Annotated in this window: 18 protein-coding genes; 8 read left to right on the plus strand and 10 right to left on the minus strand. The window is 45.2% G+C overall.

Annotated elements, in window-relative coordinates:
• Position 1: 1 nt before the first annotated feature.
• The 7 genes from N2K84_RS01575 to N2K84_RS01605 all read right to left on the minus strand — a co-directional run bounded on the left by N2K84_RS01575 (position 2) and on the right by N2K84_RS01605 (position 4,706).
• Complete coding sequence (locus N2K84_RS01575; RefSeq protein ID WP_282590003.1) at positions 2-382, minus strand: RNA-binding S4 domain-containing protein; 381 nt, start codon at positions 380-382, stop codon at positions 2-4.
• A gap of 1 nt (position 383) precedes the next feature.
• Complete coding sequence (gene pth / locus N2K84_RS01580) at positions 384-950, minus strand: aminoacyl-tRNA hydrolase (RefSeq protein ID WP_282590004.1); 567 nt, start codon at positions 948-950, stop codon at positions 384-386.
• Positions 951-1,035: 85 nt separating this feature from the next.
• Positions 1,036-1,611, minus strand: a complete 576-nt coding sequence (locus N2K84_RS01585) for a 50S ribosomal protein L25/general stress protein Ctc (protein WP_282590005.1) — start codon at positions 1,609-1,611, stop codon at positions 1,036-1,038.
• 112 nt (positions 1,612-1,723) lie between these two features.
• Positions 1,724-2,662, minus strand: a complete 939-nt coding sequence (locus tag N2K84_RS01590) for a ribose-phosphate pyrophosphokinase (protein WP_282590006.1) — start codon at positions 2,660-2,662, stop codon at positions 1,724-1,726.
• Positions 2,663-2,808: 146 nt separating this feature from the next.
• Positions 2,809-3,381, minus strand: coding sequence for a ribosome biogenesis GTP-binding protein YihA/YsxC (gene yihA, locus N2K84_RS01595; RefSeq protein WP_282590007.1), 573 nt, complete (start codon positions 3,379-3,381; stop codon positions 2,809-2,811).
• Positions 3,382-3,410: 29 nt separating this feature from the next.
• Positions 3,411-4,391, minus strand: a complete 981-nt coding sequence (locus N2K84_RS01600; RefSeq protein ID WP_282590008.1) for a type I phosphomannose isomerase catalytic subunit — start codon at positions 4,389-4,391, stop codon at positions 3,411-3,413.
• A 15-nt stretch (positions 4,392-4,406) separates the two neighbouring features.
• Positions 4,407-4,706, minus strand: a complete 300-nt coding sequence (locus tag N2K84_RS01605; protein ID WP_282590009.1) for a Dabb family protein — start codon at positions 4,704-4,706, stop codon at positions 4,407-4,409.
• Positions 4,707-4,834: 128 nt separating this feature from the next.
• Between N2K84_RS01605 and udk the strand changes: the two genes are divergently transcribed.
• Together udk and N2K84_RS01615 are read left to right on the plus strand one after the other, a co-directional pair.
• Positions 4,835-5,440 (plus strand): uridine kinase, encoded by a 606-nt coding sequence (gene udk, locus N2K84_RS01610; RefSeq protein ID WP_282590010.1) that lies wholly within the window; start codon positions 4,835-4,837, stop codon positions 5,438-5,440.
• A 3-nt stretch (positions 5,441-5,443) separates the two neighbouring features.
• The gene (locus tag N2K84_RS01615; RefSeq protein WP_282590011.1) at positions 5,444-6,166 is read left to right on the plus strand and encodes a ribonuclease H-like domain-containing protein; all 723 of its coding nucleotides are present in this window, start codon (positions 5,444-5,446) and stop codon (positions 6,164-6,166) included.
• Between the two features lie 180 nt (positions 6,167-6,346).
• Here the strand turns inward: N2K84_RS01615 and N2K84_RS01620 are convergent, their stop codons facing one another.
• Both N2K84_RS01620 and N2K84_RS01625 read right to left on the minus strand, forming a co-directional pair.
• Positions 6,347-7,321 (minus strand): DUF4412 domain-containing protein, encoded by a 975-nt coding sequence (locus N2K84_RS01620; protein ID WP_282590012.1) that lies wholly within the window; start codon positions 7,319-7,321, stop codon positions 6,347-6,349.
• Between the two features lie 212 nt (positions 7,322-7,533).
• Positions 7,534-8,583 (minus strand): glycoside hydrolase family 127 protein, encoded by a 1,050-nt coding sequence (locus tag N2K84_RS01625; RefSeq protein ID WP_282590013.1) that lies wholly within the window; start codon positions 8,581-8,583, stop codon positions 7,534-7,536.
• A 160-nt stretch (positions 8,584-8,743) separates the two neighbouring features.
• Between N2K84_RS01625 and N2K84_RS01630 the strand changes: the two genes are divergently transcribed.
• Together N2K84_RS01630 and N2K84_RS01635 are read left to right on the plus strand one after the other, a co-directional pair.
• Entirely contained in the window at positions 8,744-9,493 is a 750-nt protein-coding gene (locus N2K84_RS01630; protein WP_282590014.1) for an MBL fold metallo-hydrolase, read from the plus strand.
• A gap of 127 nt (positions 9,494-9,620) precedes the next feature.
• Positions 9,621-9,989 carry a YccF domain-containing protein gene (locus tag N2K84_RS01635; protein ID WP_282590015.1) on the plus strand — a complete coding sequence of 123 codons (369 nt, stop codon included), beginning with the start codon at positions 9,621-9,623 and terminating at the stop codon, positions 9,987-9,989.
• A 70-nt stretch (positions 9,990-10,059) separates the two neighbouring features.
• Here the strand turns inward: N2K84_RS01635 and N2K84_RS01640 are convergent, their stop codons facing one another.
• A complete protein-coding gene (locus N2K84_RS01640) occupies positions 10,060-10,764 on the minus strand; it encodes a phosphoadenylyl-sulfate reductase (protein ID WP_282590016.1) in 705 nt (234 codons plus the stop codon).
• Between the two features lie 241 nt (positions 10,765-11,005).
• Here N2K84_RS01640 and N2K84_RS01645 point away from each other — a divergent pair, with 241 nt between their 5' ends.
• The 4 genes from N2K84_RS01645 to N2K84_RS01660 all read left to right on the plus strand — a co-directional run bounded on the left by N2K84_RS01645 (position 11,006) and on the right by N2K84_RS01660 (position 17,335).
• Positions 11,006-12,388: a methyltransferase RsmF C-terminal domain-like protein gene (locus N2K84_RS01645; protein WP_282590017.1), complete on the plus strand. Its 1,383-nt coding sequence runs from the start codon at positions 11,006-11,008 to the stop codon at positions 12,386-12,388.
• A 211-nt stretch (positions 12,389-12,599) separates the two neighbouring features.
• Positions 12,600-13,799, plus strand: a complete 1,200-nt coding sequence (locus N2K84_RS01650; protein WP_282590018.1) for a saccharopine dehydrogenase family protein — start codon at positions 12,600-12,602, stop codon at positions 13,797-13,799.
• Positions 13,800-14,087: 288 nt separating this feature from the next.
• Positions 14,088-15,158, plus strand: coding sequence for a substrate-binding domain-containing protein (locus tag N2K84_RS01655; protein ID WP_282590019.1), 1,071 nt, complete (start codon positions 14,088-14,090; stop codon positions 15,156-15,158).
• Positions 15,159-15,169: 11 nt separating this feature from the next.
• Positions 15,170-17,335, plus strand: a complete 2,166-nt coding sequence (locus N2K84_RS01660) for a glycoside hydrolase family 3 N-terminal domain-containing protein (RefSeq protein ID WP_282590020.1) — start codon at positions 15,170-15,172, stop codon at positions 17,333-17,335.
• Positions 17,336-17,476: the final 141 nt, after the last annotated feature.

Raw genomic sequence — 17,476 nt, forward strand, 5'->3', positions numbered from 1 at the left:
ATCAATCAGTTTCAAAAAAATCGTCCAGGTCGCGGCGTTCTTTCTTGGTCGGCCGGCCGGTACCTCGTTCACGTTTCATCCAGATCATATTCTTCTGAACGTCCAAAATTGCGAGCTCTTCTTTTGGGGTGACATCCAGCAGGTATTCGGAAGCCAGTTGTGCTCCAATCCTTTTTTCGATCAATCCAAGTACTTTGTAGCGATAAGTGACCGGGGATTTTTTTACATGCACAATATCTCCAATTTTCATAACACGCGATGGTTTTACCTGTATGTTGTCGATAACAACCCGGCCTTTCTTGCAGGCTTCGGTGGCAATGCTCCGTGTTTTGAACACGCGTGTTGCCCACAGCCATTTGTCCACTCGCACCTGGTTGTCCATCTTATTTGCGTTTATTGTACTCGTTCATGGTTCGCTCAATGCCAATCGTTCCGTAGCTTTGTATGATTTCGATACAGGTATCGATTTTTTGCGGAAGTTCGGCTGCTTCATCTTTTTCCCATTCGCTAAGTACATAGTTTACCTGCTGCCCGCGTTTGAAATCGTCGCCAATGCCGAAGCGCAGACGCGCAAAATCATTTCGTCCGGTGGTTTCCTGGATGTTTTTCAATCCGTTGTGGCCGGCATCGCCACCTTTTGCCCGTAGCCGCAAGGTGCCAAAAGGCAGGGCCAGGTCGTCGGTGATCACGAGCAGGTTCTCAAACGGAATTTTTTCCTCTTTGAGCCAGTAATTCACTGCCCGGCCACTCAGGTTCATGTACGTGGTCGGTTTTAAAAGAATAAAAGTCCGGGCTTTGAATTTATACTCGGCAACATATCCGTAACGGCGGTCGCTAAAAACAATATTGGACGCATCGGCAAGAGCGTCCAATATTTTAAACCCGATATTGTGCCGGGTATTTTCGTATTCTTTACCCGGATTTCCCAATCCAGTTATCAGATATTTCATTCTAAAATACTTGTATCAGTTTATTGAAAATTGCCAGATACAATTGATCCTTTGGTCTTCCAAAGAAACGCGATAGTAGCAGGGATTATTTTCCGGCAGCATTCATCGCAGCACGTGCAGCTCTTGTTACCATAATGGTGACAACAGGTACTGATTTAGAGTTCATGAACTCCAGGTTTTCAGCTTCTACTTGTCCAACTTTAATGCTCTGTCCCAATTCCAGTTCGTCGATGTTTACTTTGATTGAATCCGGAATGTCTTTTGCCAGGCCTTTCACTTTCAGACGGCGCAGGTTCAATTTCATTTTACCCCCGGCACGCATCCCCTTGGCGTATCCTTCCACTTTCACCGGAACTTCAATCTTCAGTGGTTTTTCTTCGTCAACTTTCAGGAAGTCGATGTGTAGAATTTGCTCGGCAACCGGGTGAAATTGAATGTCCTGCATAATTGCTTTGTGGCTTGTACCTTCAATGTTCAGGTCGATCATATACACGTTTGGCGTGTAAACGATTTTGCGGAACTCGGCTGCATCAGCCTGAAAGTGAACAGGTTCTTCTCCTCCGTAAAGTACGCATGGTACTTTTTCGTCATTCCGTAATTTCTTGGCGTCTTTTTTACCAAGAGCAGCCCGTTGTGAGCCGTTAATTGTTACTGATTTCATCGTTTGAAAATTAAATTATTAATTATGGTACTCAGTCCTCCCTTTTCGGTGAAAGGGCAAACAGCATACATAACCTCATGCCGTCCGGAAAAAGCGGTGCAAAGTTATAAAATTACTTGAAAAATAATGAACTGATCGATTGATTTTTATAGACACGTTGGATGGCCTGCGAAAAAGCATCGGCCACCGAAATGTATTTGATTTTTGAGGATTCCCTTTTGGCTGGTATGGAGTCGGTAAAATACACTTCTTTCAAAGCCGAGTTTTCAATTCGTTCGTATGCCGGTTCGGACAAAAGTCCGTGGGCAGCGAAAGCCCTGACTGAATTGGCTCCTTCTTTGATCATCAAACCGGCAGCTTTTGTAATGGTTCCGGCCGTATCGATCAGGTCATCAACGATGATGACATCTTTGTCGCGTACATCACCAATCAAGGTCATATTGCCTACCACATTGGCTTTTTCACGCGATTTATGGCAGATAACCATGTCGGTGCCTAATAGGCGGGCGTATGTGTTTGCACGTTTCGTGCCGCCAACATCAGGCGAGGCAATGACAATGTCGCGCAGTCCCATTTGCTGGATGAATGGGATGAACAGGGCCGAGGCGTATAGATGATCAACCGGGACATTAAAAAAGCCCTGGATTTGATCGGCATGCAGGTCCATGGTGATGACTCGGTCAACACCGGCAGCTGAAAGCAGATCGGCCATCAGTTTTGCACCAATCGAAACGCGTGGCTTGTCTTTTCGGTCCTGGCGGGCAAATCCGAAATAGGGAATTACTGCGATCGTTTTGTAGGCCGAGGCACGTTTGGAGGCATCAATCATCAGTAAAAGTTCCAGTAAATTGTCGCCGGGAGGGAAAGTGGATTGAACGATAAACACATGCGATCCGCGGATCGTTTCTTCATAACAAGGTTCAAACTCACCATCGGCAAAAACCGGGCAGGAAGATTTTCCCAGTTCAACACCTACGCTTTCACAAATTTTTTCGGTTAAATACGTGGTGGCTGTTCCAGTGAAAATCTTTAAAGGGGCTTTCGTTCCCATATTTTCTTTTTAAAATTTAGTTCCTTGGAATTGTCCGCAAAGGTAAAAAAATCTTTAAGATATCTTGAAAATAATATGCCCAAGTTCTCGCTTTTTGAGAAGTTCGGACGTTAACGTGTCAGTGCAATCCGTTGATTTGTAGTTGGCTAGTTGTCAGGTAAGTGAGCGTCGGCGATGAAGGTCAGGATTTCTTCTTTCCCCAGGCCGGTTTCTGCACTACTTACCAAAACGGGAGGCAGTTCGGCCCACTGTTTTTTTAGTTCCTTTTTGTAGTGTGCCACGGCGCTGGCCAGTTTTGTCTTTCCGAGTTTGTCGGCCTTGGTGAAAACGAGCGCGAATGGAACCTGTTTTTCGCCCAGCCAGGAGATAAAATCTAGGTCGATGGCCTGAGGTTCCAGTCGCGAATCAATTAAAACGAAGAGGCAATACAGGTTTTCCCGTTGCAGAATGTAATCCACAATGTAGGCCTGGAACTTGTTACGGGCTTTTTTGGAAACCTTGGCATAGCCGTAGCCGGGCAAATCTACCAAATACCAACTGTCGTTGATGATGAAGTGGTTGATAAGTTGCGTTTTGCCCGGCCGCGATGATGTTTTTGCCAGCTTTTTCTGATTGGTCAGCATGTTGATCAGTGAAGACTTGCCCACGTTCGAACGGCCGATAAATGCGTACTCGGGCCGATCCGGCGCCGGGCATTTTTTTACATTGGTATTACTCATTAAAAACTGGGCAGTCTTGATCTCCATCATTATACATGTACCTCCAGTAATTTTACTTTTCCGGTAAGTGGTTTTAATTGAAATTGATTGACTGATGCCGGTATCAGGATTGTTTCCCCTTTTTTGACCTTTTCGGTTGCTCCCGGGCTGCTGATTTCGTATTCGCCTTCCACGCAAATATAAATCACAAACGAATCCAACCCGTAAATATCTTTTTCCAGTGCAGCGTCAAACTCGAGGATGTTCGTGGTGAAATAATCGCATTTAACTACCTCGCTGCTCTCGTTCAGCGTGGTTTGGTAATTGGTTTTGTAGCTGTCGTGGTAGGTAAAGTCGATCGCATCCAGTGCCAGTTCGGTGTGCAGGTCGCGTTCGTTTCCGTTTGCATCTTTCCGGTCGTAATCGTATATGCGGTAAGTCACATCAGACGTTTGCTGAATTTCGGCCACCACAATTCCTTTCCCGATTGCGTGAACACGTCCCGCAGGCATGAAAAACACATCGCCAGCCTCTACTTCCACAAAGTTGAGGATATCCATCAATTCTTTGTTTTTCAGTTTTTTTAGGTAGGTTTCCTTGTCGATTTTACAGTTGAATCCCGAGTTGAGCCGTGCACCCTGGTCGGCCTGTAAAACGTACCACATTTCTGTTTTTCCGAATGCTTGGTGGCGCTTTTTCGAAAGTTCGTCATCGGGATGTACTTGTACGGAAAGATCGTCGTTGGCATCGATGAACTTGATCAGCAGCGGGAATTCAATACTGAACCTTTCGTAAACTTTGTCGCCGACCAGCTCACCCATGTACACCTCAATTAGCTCCTCTAGTGTGTTGCCGGCCAAATAGCCGTTGCTGACAACCGAAATGTTTCCTTGCACTCCCGATATTTCCCAGCTTTCGCCACAGTTTGGGAGGTTGCCGAAGTCTTTTCCCAGTTCGGTCTTAATTTTTTGTCCGCCCCAGATCTTGTCCATAAAAATAGGGGTAAACTTTAAGGGATATAAATTCATCATAAAAATGGGGACAGTTTAAAATTCGAAGTCAACCGCAGCGCGGGAAATAGTGGTGTCGCGAACCAGCTTGGTTACTTTCAGGTGTTCGGGATGAATCTGGTATGCGGCAAGGTCGCCTGCATTTTCAAAATGCGAAATCAGGCAAATATCAAAAGACTTTGCATCCAGCTCATAATTTAAGCCGACTTCCAGATATTTCAATTCCCGTATTTTATCTTTCAACCCTTCCAGCGCCGATTTAATTTGTGCCAACACTTCGCGTTTTTCAGCCTCTGGATATTCTTTCAGTTTAAAAAGAACAACATGGTTAAGCATAATTTTGTATGTTTTAGGTTATTTTTTCTGCTGCGAAGTTAATACATTCCGAGCTGTGTTCCATAATTTTCCGGTCGATTAGTAAAAATACAAGTGGCTTGTTTATCTTTGACTGATAAAAAGGAATCATGATCATTATAGGCATTGCCGGAGGCACAGGTTCCGGAAAGACAACCGTTGTAAACAAAATTCTGGACCGATTCTCCAAAGAGGAGGTCGCTGTTTTGTCGCAGGATTCGTATTACAAGGACAATCGTCACTTGCCTGAAGAAGAACGTACAAAACTGAATTTTGATCATCCCGATTCGATTGAGTTTAGTTTGTTAATTGACCATTTAAACCAATTAAAGCGGGGGGAATCGATCGAAGAGCCAAGCTACTCGTACCTAACGTGTACCCGGTCGGGCCAAACCACAACTGTTTTGCCCAAGCCAGTTATTATTGTGGAAGGTATTTTGGTGTTGTGCAATACTGAATTGCGTAAACTGATGGACATAAAAGTGTTCGTGGATTGCGACTCGGATGTGCGCCTATCAAGGGTGATCCAGCGCGATATGGTGGAGCGGGGACGCGATGTGTATCAAGTGCTGGCGCGATACGAAAAAACGGTCCGTCCCAGTCACCTGCAATTTATTGAGCCCACCAAACGTTTTGCCGACATTATTGTGCCCGAGGGCGGTAACAACCGCGTGGCGATTCAAATACTGACCCAATTCATCAAACAAAACCTGTAACTTATGCTATATAACCTGAACATTGAGGATGTCCTGTTCCTGGATATTGAAACGGTTCCGCAACAACCGACTTTTCACGAGCTGCCCGAGAATTTTCAGAAACTGTGGACACAGAAATCGGCTTATTTTCGAGCTGAGGGGCAAGGCCCGGAAGATGTTTATGAACGGGCAGGTATTTATGCCGAGTTTGGCCGCATTATTTGTATTTCCTCCGGGGTTGTTGTGCAAAAAGGTGGCGAGCGCTTTTTTCGGGTGAAGTCGTTTCACGATGATGACGAAACGAAGCTACTTGCTTCGTTCAATAACATGTTGAACAAATTCACTAACCACCCCGGTAAATGCCTTTGTGCGCACAACGGACAGGAATTTGACTATCCTTACATTGCCCGTCGTACGTTGATCAACGGGTTACGGCTTCCAAAAATACTGGATTTGGCCGGTATGAAACCCTGGGACGTGAAGGACAAACTTATGGACACGCTGCAACTCTGGAAATTTGGCGACTATAAGAACTATACTTCGTTGAGTTTGCTTTGTGCTGCTTTTAACATTCCAACGCCCAAAGATGATATTGATGGCAGCCAGGTGGCCGGTGTGTATTATGGGGAAGGAGATCTGGACCGGATTGTTCGCTACTGCGAAAAGGACACCCTTGCTGTGGCCAACCTTTTGCTGCGCTACAAAGGCGAGGCCATTATCGGCATGGAAAACATGGAGGTGGTCTGAGGCTTTTTTGAGTGGAAGAAAGCCGCGTCAAAAGCATTGGGAAAAAACAGAAAAATCATCCTGAGTGAATGTGGACTAACTGTTTGATGGAAGTACCGGACCACCTGCCAGGGAAGGCCGAGGTCCGGGATGACTAATTGGGCAGCAGCTTTTAACACAGCTTTCTATTTGTTTTTGATACTATTCCTGGTTCATGTCGGGTATTTTCATTGAGCCCAGATTGGTGATCTGGTACCCGCTGAGATCAAATTTTTTATTGGCATTTTGATCAATGTCGGTAACCTTCATGATATTGCGTTCTTTTGTTTCCTTGTTAATGGCTTCTGATTCCATGATAAACCCCCAGGGCATTCCGTGCGAATAGGCTGCCGATTTGAAAATGGAACTCATCCAGTCGCGTGTAGCCATGTTCACGTCTTTGCTCATCCAAAAGGTTGCTTCCGTATCTTCTTCCGGGTTATCATATTTGTATTCTTCGCATTTGTAGCCTTCGATGGTTTTGGTGCGTCCGGTTTTTTTCAAATAAGGGTTCATGTTGATGTTTTCGATCGATGCTTCATCCAGACCTTCAGATGCTTCATAGTCAGCTTCATTTAATTCGCTGATATCGAATCCGTAAACGATGCCGGTTTTTTTGCCATCTTCTTCTGAAAGCATAATCATAGCTTTGTTCTTCAAATCCATGATAAAGGTTCCCTTTCCCTTTGTGCCGATGTCACCCGACACAAACTCATAGGCAAAGTTTTTCATCGATGGGCTTACGTAAGTAATGAAATCGCCATCACTCTCTTTCTCGCCGTTCCCTTTGTAGCTCTCAATGTGCATCTGGATTTTTGAGTCGAAGGAATATGCATTGTCAACGGGCACTGGTTCGCCTGACATGCCGAGGCCTTTCATGAATTTGCCCATGCGTTCCTGTTGCCGCTTTTCGTCTGATTCGGGTTTACTGGCCGAGTCGCCTTCAAACACTTTGTCCAGGCTTTTATCAACTTCGTTGTCCACTTTTTCATCCACACGTTCTTCTACTTTATTGCTGATTTTATCCTGTACTTTTTTCCCAAGTTTGTTTAAAATATTTTGCGAATTGGCCTCGGCGGGAAAAAGTATTACCGCGCCAAATAGAATCATTAGCAGCGTGATTTTTTTTCGTTTCATGAGAATCGTGCTTTAAATTTTGTTGATGTTAACTCCTTTTAATAGCTCTTTCGAAAAATTTACCCTCTTCGTTGGGATTGGTTTTTCCTGTTTATGGTATGTTTTTAGAGCTTCTTTTATCGCAACTTCATAATAAACAAGGGCAAGTTACAACAAAGGGTAAATTTCAGTCAAGAGTCGTCACTCCCAAAAATCAAGTTTGTTTGGTTAATTTACAGCGTTTTAATCCATGCGGTGCGTGTTCTGCCTTCTTGCTCTTCTGAAAAATACGGTTGAAGCACCAATGTCTTTTGAGGGATGCCGCTGAAGGTAAAGGTGGGCATTTTACCGGGAGGCGAGACATACCGGAGATATTTTACAGGATCGGTTCCTGAAAAAACGAGACTATCGTTTTGCATGTCGGAATAGGCCAGCAGGAGAGGCCCGTAGGTGAAAGCAAAGTTTCCTTGCCCGTTGCTAACCGTATCCGGGCGCATGCCCAAAACGATCTCCATTTCATCTCCGTTTTTCCATTTTTTGGCAATCTCGGTGTATGTTCCCGGAATTACATTGTATTTTACGCCCTTCACGGTTACCGAAGCGCGATCGGCCCAGTGGGGGATGCGCACAAACAGATCGAGGTAGCGGGTGTCCTGCAGTTCTATTTTCAGAACGATACTGCCATCAAAAGGATAATTTGTGTCCTGAATAATCCGGACCTTTCCGCCGGTGGTATGCTCATATTCCATGTACGAACTGCTGAAAAAATTGACGTAGATACGGTCGTACAAGTTCGTGTAGCAAAATGATTTGATCATGCTTTCGGTCATAATTTCCGGCACGGCGATATTGTAGGCCATTCTTTCCAGTTCGTCGGCATAGACCACTTCTCCTGAATATTTCAGCAGGCTGTCGTTCAGGGCGATCCAGTTGCGGGCATCGTCAATTGATAAATTTTCCAGCTGGCGGGTGATTTTTTCTTGTTGTTTTGTCCACGCACGACGAAACTCATTTTCAGCTTCTTCCCCTGTTTTTTCATACTTCATTTCTTCGGAAAGCGCTCTTAGATGCTGCAGACTTTCGGCAAAAACTGCTTCGCGGTTTGCCAACGATGAATTTATCAGGGAGTAATCAGTTAATTGTTCGGCAATTATTCCGCCCAGTGCTATTTGTTCGTCTTTAAGGGCTTTCGAAGTTTCCGTCGGCTCGGGGGCCGTGCGATAGCGGCAGGAAGAAAATAAACTGAAAGCAACCAAGGTCAAAAGAATCGGGGTGCGGATCATAACTGACAATTTTTCCTAAAAGAACAGCCCAAAAGCACTTCGGGTTCATCATGATAAATTTTCCAGGCAATCATTTTTGCATGGTAATATATGAGGCACCTGTTGAAATCATTCAAAAAAGCTTTTTTAAGTACATTGGAAATTTAATATCTTAGTCGCCATGAGTGGAAAAAAAAATTCATATCGTAACTGGTTTGTTTGTACCCTGATGTTGTTGCTGTTCACGGTCGCTGAATCGTCGGCCCAATATTACAAGCAAGTTGATAGCCTGTACACTTCAAAAGGGGCGGTTGAAATACAAGTAATTGGCCACTGCTTTTATTATTTCAAGTTTAACCGGCTGAATATATACGTCGATCCCATTCCTAATGTTGGCGATGTCAGCAAACTACCCAAGGCCGATTTGATTTTAATTACCCATGATCACCGTGACCATTTGAGCATCAGTGTTATCGAAACGCTTTCGAAACCCGGCACAAAGGTCATCGCCTCCAAATCCTGTATCAAAAAGATGGATTTTGGCCAGTTCTTAGAGAATGGGCAGCAGACTACTTTCAACGATATTTATATCAAGGCGGTGCCCGCCTATAATGTGGTGAACCTCCGGCCCGACAATGTTCCGTATCATCCCAAAGGCGAAGGGAATGGCTATTTTCTGGTGTTTGGCGACAAAACCATTTACATTGCTGGCGATACCGAATATATCGATGAAATGCGTTTTTTTATGAAGCCTGATGTGGCCTTCATTCCTATGATGCTGCCTTTTACGATGGGCGAGGATATGTTTGTGCAGGTGGTGAAAAAACTGAAGCCAAAGGTTGTGTACCCGGTTCATTATAATACCGATTTAAATGAATTGACAGAAAAGCTCTCCGTGGCAGCTCCGGGTGTGGAAGTTCGGATTCGATAGAAATACGGGCGCTGAGAAGCTGATTTGTTCGCTTTACCCCTGAATCAGGTTGGTTTACCGAAAACTGACCAATTGGGTGGACTGTTTTATCTACTTTCGTCTAGAAATCACTTAACATTTGGAAACGATGAGCACTCTTGGAAACATTATTTGGGTTGTTTTTGGCGGCTTTCTTATTTTTTTGGAATACCTGGTTGCCGGCTTGTTGCTATGCCTGACCATTGTCGGCATTCCTTTTGGTTTGCAGGCGATTAAGTTGTCGCTGATGGCCTTGTGGCCTTTTGGAAAGCGTATCGAATACATGGATTATGCCCCGGGGTGCCTGTCCACTATTCTGAATATTATCTGGTTACTGATTGGCGGTATTTGGATTGCCCTTTCTCACCTGGTGCTGGGCTTGTTGTTTGCCATCACCATTATTGGAATCCCCTTTGCCAAACAGCATTTTAAGCTGGTGAGTTTGGCGCTCACCCCGTTTGGAAGAAGGGTTGTTTAAGAGTCGCAGTTTAGTCAGATACAAGCAGGGTGCTTGTACCCTGAAAACTGAGACTGCGACTGTCTTCTTTTTAATGCTTGTGCAGGCCGCACTCTTTTTTCGAGTTGTCTTCCCACCACCAGCGTCCGGCGCGGAAATCTTCACCCGGCTGAATGGCGCGGGTACAGGGAGCACAGCCAATGCTCACAAAACCGCGGTCGTGCAACACATTATACGGCACATGATTTTCGAGCACATATTTGCGGCAATCTTCCAGTTCCCAATGCAGCAGCGGGTTGTATTTTACCAACGAAAAGCCGGAATCCCAGTTGAAGAATTCCAGTCCTTCGCGGTTTTGTGATTGTGAAGCACGCAAACCGGTAATCCAGCATTCCATGCCAGCCAGTGCCCGCCCAAGCGGTTCCACTTTGCGGATGTGGCAGCACATTTTGCGGTTTTCAACCGAGGCATAAAAACTGTTGGGGCCTTTTTCTGCCACAAATTTTTCCAACTGTTCATTTTTGGGAAAATAGGGATGAATAGGCTTGCTGTATTTTTCGAGCGTTCGGCTATAAACTTTGTAAGTTTCTTCAAACAGGCGGCCAGTATCCAGGGTAACCACTTTTATTGACAGGTCGTGTTTGAAAATCATATCGGTGATGACTTGGTCTTCAACGCCAAAGCTGGTCGTGAAGACAATCTTTTCTTCAAAGCGTTCGGCCAGCGCCTTAAGCGTTTCAACGGTTTCTTTTTCGTTGAACTCGTTATTTAGTTGTTTTGCCAATTTTTCGCTCATGATTCGATCTCCTTTATGCTGAAATGTTCAGCCTCAAAAATAACTATTTTATCAATTTTTGATACCTTTTTTACAGGTTGCTCAACCGAAAGCCTCCTGGAACACTGCAAAGAAAAACGTTTTAACCGTTTCGGCGATACGCATTTATACACATAAACAAAGTGAACCTGTATGTGCTGACTATTTTCCGGTTTTTGAGAACTATGTGTGGCTTAGGGGCAAAAAGTCTTAATTTTGGGGCATGACAGCACAAAAAAACACCTGGCCGGCAGCGTTTACCGAACGCATCAGGAAACAATTTCCCGATACAGCCGGGCAATTTATTGAGTTTCTTGATCAGGATGTCAACGTAAGCATCCGGTTGAATGCAGATAAAATGAACCTTCAGCCCCGATTAGCGGAAATTCCGTGGTGCACAACGGGGTACTTCCTACCCGAACGTCCGGTGTTTGCGCTCGACCCGCTGTGGCACGCAGGGGCTTACTATGTGCAGGAAGCCAGTTCGATGTTCCTGGAACAGGTTTTCGGGCAAATCCGGTTGGATCATCCAAAGTTGGTTTTGGATTTGTGTGCTGCCCCGGGTGGAAAGTCAACTCATTTAAATAGTCTATTGGGGCAAGCTGATCTCTTGGTTGCCAATGAAGTGATCCGCGCACGGGTGCCGGTGCTGATCGAAAACCTGACCAAGTGGGGCCACACCAATTTTTTGGTTAGCAACAGCGATCCCCGTCAGTTTGGCGAATTAGGAGCGTTATTTGACGTGCTGGTCATCGATGCGCCCTGTTCGGGTGAAGGGCTGTTCCGCCGCGATCCGGAGGCCGCACTGGAGTGGTCACCCGAAAATGCCAACCTTTGCGCCGTGCGGCAACGCCGTATTTTGGCCGAAAGCTGGAGCTGCGTGAAAGGCGGCGGCTACCTGGTTTACAGCACCTGCACCTTCAACCCGGCCGAAAACGAGGAAAACCTGAGTTGGTTGAAAAAACAGGGAGGTTTTACCAGTATCCGCATTCCGCTTCGGCCTGACTGGAATATTGAGGAGATGGAACAGGATGGCATCTGGGGGTATCGTTTTCTTCCGCACAAAGTGCAGGGTGAGGGATTTTTTGTGGCCTTGCTCCGGAAAACAGAAGAAACGAATCCGGTTCGTTTTCCGCGGAAGTATAAAACGTTGCTGCAAAAACCGGTCGCTCTCCCGCAAAACTGGGTACTCTCCCCGGAAACAAAGAAATTCTTCCAGCATCAGGACCGACTGAAGTTTATACCGGCCGATTGGGAACCGGAAATACTATTTCTTTTTGAAAAAATAAACCTGGTAAAAGCCGGAACAACGCTAGGATTGGTGAAAAAGAAAGACATCCTCCCCGAGCACGAATTGTCCATGTGCCTGGATTTAAATGGTGCCGTTTTTCATCCGGTTGAGCTTTCGCTGGAAGGGGCTTTGAAGTATTTGGGACGGGAACAATTTAATTTGAGTTTAGAGGGAAATGATTGGCACTTGGCTAGCTTTCGGGGCATCCCGCTCGGGTTTCTAAAAAACCTGGGAACACGCTTCAATAATTATTACCCGAAGGAATGGCGCCTAAGGATGCAGGATCGGAAAGCTGTGCAACTTTGGTACGATTGATTGCGATGTTGGGCACTTTATTTTTCGTATTGGAACGACTTTACCGGGAAATTGAGAATCGGGTGGCGTGATTTGAGTGTAAGGTATTTGTTGTCAGGTAATTAGTGTGTATTCTTTTTTTGAAAATTCAGGCGAAAAATATTTTAAGACTATGAAAAATTTATTTCCTTTGGCTCTTGTTAGATAACCTTATTAACTGTAATAAAAGTAAATGGGAAAAGTATTAATCATTGGTGCAGGAGGAGTGGGAACAGTTGTTGCCCACAAAATGGCTGCATTGCCGGAAGTATTTTCAGAAATTATGTTGGCCAGCCGCACCAAAGCTAAATGCGACGAAATTGCCAACAAAATTGGTGGTAACCGGATTAAAACAGCCCAAGTGGATGCTGAAAATGTACCGCAACTGGTAGAGCTGATCCGCAATTTTAAGCCCGACCTGGTTGTGAATGTGGCCTTGCCGTATCAGGATCTGCCTATCATGGACGCTTGTTTGGAAACCGAAACCAGTTACCTGGACACGGCCAACTATGAACCCAAAGACGAAGCCAAATTTGAATACAAATGGCAGTGGGCATACCAAAATCGTTTCAAAGAGGCCGGTATTACTGCTATTTTAGGCTGTGGCTTCGACCCGGGGGTAACCAGTATTTATACTGCCTATGCCGCCAAACACCATTTTGATGAAATTCAGTACCTGGACATTGTTGACTGCAATGCGGGTGATCATGGCAAAGCGTTTGCCACGAATTTCAACCCCGAAATTAATATCCGCGAAGTAACCCAAAAAGGGAAATACTGGAAAGACGGCAAATGGGTGGAAACAGAACCGCACGAAATTCATAAACCATTGAACTACCCGGAAATAGGGCCGAAAGAGTCGTACCTTATTTATCACGAAGAATTGGAGTCTCTGGTGAAAAATTTCCCCACCATCAGGCAAGCCCGTTTCTGGATGACCTTCGGACAGGAATACCTGACACACCTGCGTGTTATTCAGAATATTGGCATGGCCGGTATTGAGCCTGTTATGTACGAAGGCCGTGAGATTGTTCCCATCCAGTTTCTGAAGGCGGTACTTCCGAACCCGGGCGACCTGGGCGCGAACTACAAAGGCTGGACTTCAATCGGGTGCCGCATCAAAGGCTTAAAAGACGGACAGGAAAAAACTTACTACGTATATAACAATTGCAGCCACGAAGTAGCTTACAAGGAAACAGGCACGCAGGCAGTTAGTTATACCACCGGTGTACCGGCCATGATTGGCGCTATGATGTACCTGAAAAGCTTGTGGAAAAAGCCAGGCGTATTCAACGTTGAGGAGTTTAATCCCGATCCGTTTATGGATGCCCTGAACCAGCACGGTTTGCCTTGGCACGAAATCCATGGCAGTGATCTGGAAATGGAATATTAATCCATGTAATCATAAAAACAAAAACCCGGTTGATGCCGGGTTTTTTTGTGCTATTTTGAAGGCATGGATTGATCTTCGATTAGTTGAAATTTGTTATTTTTTTCGCTTGCCCCTCCTTGTTTGTTCAATTTTATAGATGATGTGATCACACATTTCTTTCAAAGTTTGAATCTTTATTGTAGGTTTGTGTGCGGACACATTGTAGAAAGAAAAGCCAAATTATGTGAATCTTTCAATTTGAAATAGCTCAGTTTTCTGTTGATTGGTTATTTTTGAAATAAAAATCTCATGGCTGAATTTAAGAACATTAGGATAAAAGATATTGCCGAAATGGCCGGTGTTTCGGTGGCCACGGTTGACCGGGTGTTGCACAAACGAGGAAAAATTTCGGAGAAGGCCCTCAAAAAGGTGATGGATGCTCTGGAAAAAACAGGCTACAAACCAAATTTGATTGCCAGTACCCTGGGATCGAACAAAGTGTATAGAATAGCCGCTATGATTCCTGATCCTGCTTTGGATGATTACTGGAACCAGTCGGGTGCCGGAATATTTAAGGCGAAGGAAGATTGGTCGCAATATAATGTTCGAATCGAGTCCTTTTATTTTAACCTGTACGAGAAAAGCTCCTTTAAACAGGTAGCCGAGAAAGTACTTCAATTTCAGCCCGACAGTATTTTGCTGGCGCCCATTTTTTATCATGAGGCACTTGATTTTTTCGATGTGCTGAAAGAAAAAGGCATACCGTATATTTTATTCAATACCAATATCCCGGAAGCCGAGCCGATCAGTTTTATCGGGCAAGACCTGTATCAAAGCGGGCGTGTAGGGGCCGAAATGCTGGCAACAAAAATGAAGGCGCCCGGAAATATTGCTGTGCTGCATATTTACGAGGACATCCAGAATGCAGTGCATCTCAAGGAGAAAGAACGAGGGTTTCGTGACTATTTTTCGGATAACCGGCTAGAGGAATTTAATATTCAGAGCTATGATTTCGGAAGTTACTTGGTGGCCGAGTTCGACCGTGAAGTGTTGAATGTGCTGAACCGTGATTCCATATCCGGAATTTTTGTGTCCACATCGAAAGGATCTTATCTGGCAGCGGCCGTTTTGGATAAATACGGTAAAAAAGATTTGGTGCTGGTTGGGTATGATTTGCTGAAGGACAACATTCATTATATGTACGATGGTGTGATTAATTTCTTGATTAATCAAAATCCTAAAAAGCAGGCATTTTTAGGTGTCAGCTATCTGGTTAATTATCTATTGTTTAAAAAGCAGCCACCGGTGACAGAACTGTTCCCACTCGAAGTTATTACGCGGGAAAATATAAAATCGTACCTGTATTCGGGACTGCACTAATCTCAAATTTTATGGATCGGACTTTTTTCCCCAAGTGTATTTTGTTGCTTGCATTATTTCTTGCCGTTCAACTTGAATCCCAGTCGGGAACGCGAGATTTTCGGAATGCAAAAAAAACAGTTGATGAACGTGCTCAGGATTTACTGGACGAGCTCTCAACTGAAGAGAAAATATCGTTGTTGGGATACAGCAATCAGGGGATTCCGCGTTTGGGGATACCTGCCTACAATTGGTGGAATGAGTCTCTGCATGGCGTTGCACGTGCCGGAGAAGCTACCGTTTTTCCGCAGGCAATAGCATTAGCGGCTACCTTCGATGATCAGTTGATCCATGAAGTTGCTGACGTGATCTCGACGGAGGCACGTGCAAAATATAACTTGGCCATTGCAAAAGAGCGCCGGATACAATATATGGGTTTGACGTTTTGGTCGCCCAATGTGAATATTTTTCGGGATCCGCGCTGGGGGCGGGGACAGGAGACCTATGGCGAAGATCCTTATCTGACTTCCCGCATGGGTGTGGCATATCTGAAAGGTATTCAGGGAAATGACCCGAATTACCTGAAAGCTTCAGCTTGCGCGAAACATTTTGCTGCACACAGCGGACCCGAATATAACCGGCATTTTTTCAATGCTTTGGTTTCTGAAAAAGACTTGAGAGAAACCTATCTGGTAGCTTTTAAAGCCATGGTTGATGCGGGTGTGGAGTCGGTGATGTGTGGTTACAACCGCCTGAACGATGAACCTTGCTGTACCAGTCCAACCCTGATTGCCGACATTCTGAGAGGCGAATGGAACTTTCAGGGGCATGTGGTTACCGACTGCTGGGCACTGGAGGATATTTGGTTGAGGCATAAAGCGCTGCCAAATTCGGTTATAGTTGCAGCCGAAGCGGTGAAAGCCGGTATAAATCTGGATTGTTCCAATCTGTTACAGGACGATTTGACGAAAGCTCTGGAGGAAAAACTAATTACGGTTGACGATATTGATAAGGCCCTTGCTCCTGCTTTGACAACTCAGTTTAAATTGGGCTTTTTTGATCCCGAAGAGAAGAATCCGTTTCGAAATCTTGGAGAAAAAGATGTTCGTAATGCCAATCATGTGACGCTGGCACGGCAAGCGGCAGCCCAAAGCATGGTGCTTTTGAAAAACGAAGGCAACTTGCTGCCGCTTAATCGCGAAGATTACGGCAGTTTATTGGTGACCGGGGCAAATTCCGGGAGCCTGGACGCACTCGTGGGTAATTATCACGGCGTTTCGTCCGAGCTGGTTACCTTTGTTGAAGGTATTTCCAGGGCTGCCGGACCAGCTGTTGCCGTTCAATACGATTTGGGCTTCAACGATGTGGATACGGTGCGTTTTGGAGGTGTCTGGGCTTCGGGAATGAGTGATGCAACCATTGTGGTCATTGGCTTGACACCGGTCATGGAAGGCGAGGAAGGCGATGCATTTCTGGCTGAAAATGGCGGCGATAAGAAGCATCTTGACATCCCGGCAGCACATGTTGCTTTTTTGAAAAAATTACGTGAATCACATAACCGGCCAATCATCACCGTGGTTACCGGCGGAAGTGCGGTTAATATCGCTCAAATTGAACCTTACTCGGATGCCATCATGCTGGCTTGGTATCCCGGAGAACAGGGGGGGAATGCGTTTGCCGATATTTTATTTGGCGATTTCTCTCCATCCGGTCGTTTGCCGCTCACTTTTTATAAATCGCTTGATCAGCTTCCTGATTATGAAAATTATGACATGGCAGGGCGTACCTATCGATATTTCGACGGTGAAGTGCAGTATCCGTTTGGTTTTGGTTTGAGCTATGTCGATTTCAATTATAGTTGGACGCAAAAACCAGCTTCTTCCTGTAAATTGGGCGATACGGTGCGTTTTCAGGTTGAAGTTGAGAGTACCGGTAGCCTCGCTGCTTTGGAAGTTGTTCAGGTCTATGTTTCCTATCCTGCGGTTGACGGCATGCCGCGTAGAGAATTGAAGCAGTTTGCAAAGGTGGAGGTTGGTGCAGGTGGTAAAAGTTTGATTGATTTTTCGATTCCGGTATGGGATTTGGCCAAGTGGGACGAATCCTGCAGCGACTGGAAAGTTTATGAAGGTGAATATCACGTTTTTGTGGGAGGCGATTCTGCCCGCGAAAAGCTTTCAGCTGCTTTTGTGGTCGAATAAGATTTTGCCTGTAAAAAAAGGAAGGCTGTCCAAAAAGTCTTGAGTTGAGTCATCCCGAACTTGTTTCGGGATCTCATCGTTCTAATAATCAGACCCTGAAATAAATTCAGGGTGACGCCAACCGCAAACTTTAGAGCTTTT

Source organism: Gaoshiqia sediminis (assembly GCF_025907915.1).
GTDB lineage: Bacteria > Bacteroidota > Bacteroidia > Bacteroidales > Prolixibacteraceae > Gaoshiqia > Gaoshiqia sediminis.

Coding starts and splice junctions, on each gene's coding strand:
- N2K84_RS01655 (WP_282590019.1), top strand. CDS start 14,088: ATGGCTGAATTTAAGAACATTAGGATAAAAGATATTGCCGAAATGGCC.
- N2K84_RS01625 (WP_282590013.1), bottom strand. CDS start 8,583: ATGATCCGCACCCCGATTCTTTTGACCTTGGTTGCTTTCAGTTTATTT.
- N2K84_RS01575 (WP_282590003.1), bottom strand. CDS start 382: ATGGACAACCAGGTGCGAGTGGACAAATGGCTGTGGGCAACACGCGTG.
- N2K84_RS01630 (WP_282590014.1), top strand. CDS start 8,744: ATGAGTGGAAAAAAAAATTCATATCGTAACTGGTTTGTTTGTACCCTG.
- N2K84_RS01640 (WP_282590016.1), bottom strand. CDS start 10,764: ATGAGCGAAAAATTGGCAAAACAACTAAATAACGAGTTCAACGAAAAA.
- N2K84_RS01615 (WP_282590011.1), top strand. CDS start 5,444: ATGCTATATAACCTGAACATTGAGGATGTCCTGTTCCTGGATATTGAA.
- N2K84_RS01660 (WP_282590020.1), top strand. CDS start 15,170: ATGGATCGGACTTTTTTCCCCAAGTGTATTTTGTTGCTTGCATTATTT.
- udk (WP_282590010.1), top strand. CDS start 4,835: ATGATCATTATAGGCATTGCCGGAGGCACAGGTTCCGGAAAGACAACC.
- N2K84_RS01635 (WP_282590015.1), top strand. CDS start 9,621: ATGAGCACTCTTGGAAACATTATTTGGGTTGTTTTTGGCGGCTTTCTT.
- pth (WP_282590004.1), bottom strand. CDS start 950: ATGAAATATCTGATAACTGGATTGGGAAATCCGGGTAAAGAATACGAA.
- yihA (WP_282590007.1), bottom strand. CDS start 3,381: ATGAGTAATACCAATGTAAAAAAATGCCCGGCGCCGGATCGGCCCGAG.
- N2K84_RS01605 (WP_282590009.1), bottom strand. CDS start 4,706: ATGCTTAACCATGTTGTTCTTTTTAAACTGAAAGAATATCCAGAGGCT.
- N2K84_RS01585 (WP_282590005.1), bottom strand. CDS start 1,611: ATGAAATCAGTAACAATTAACGGCTCACAACGGGCTGCTCTTGGTAAA.
- N2K84_RS01645 (WP_282590017.1), top strand. CDS start 11,006: ATGACAGCACAAAAAAACACCTGGCCGGCAGCGTTTACCGAACGCATC.
- N2K84_RS01620 (WP_282590012.1), bottom strand. CDS start 7,321: ATGAAACGAAAAAAAATCACGCTGCTAATGATTCTATTTGGCGCGGTA.
- N2K84_RS01600 (WP_282590008.1), bottom strand. CDS start 4,391: ATGATGAATTTATATCCCTTAAAGTTTACCCCTATTTTTATGGACAAG.
- N2K84_RS01590 (WP_282590006.1), bottom strand. CDS start 2,662: ATGGGAACGAAAGCCCCTTTAAAGATTTTCACTGGAACAGCCACCACG.
- N2K84_RS01650 (WP_282590018.1), top strand. CDS start 12,600: ATGGGAAAAGTATTAATCATTGGTGCAGGAGGAGTGGGAACAGTTGTT.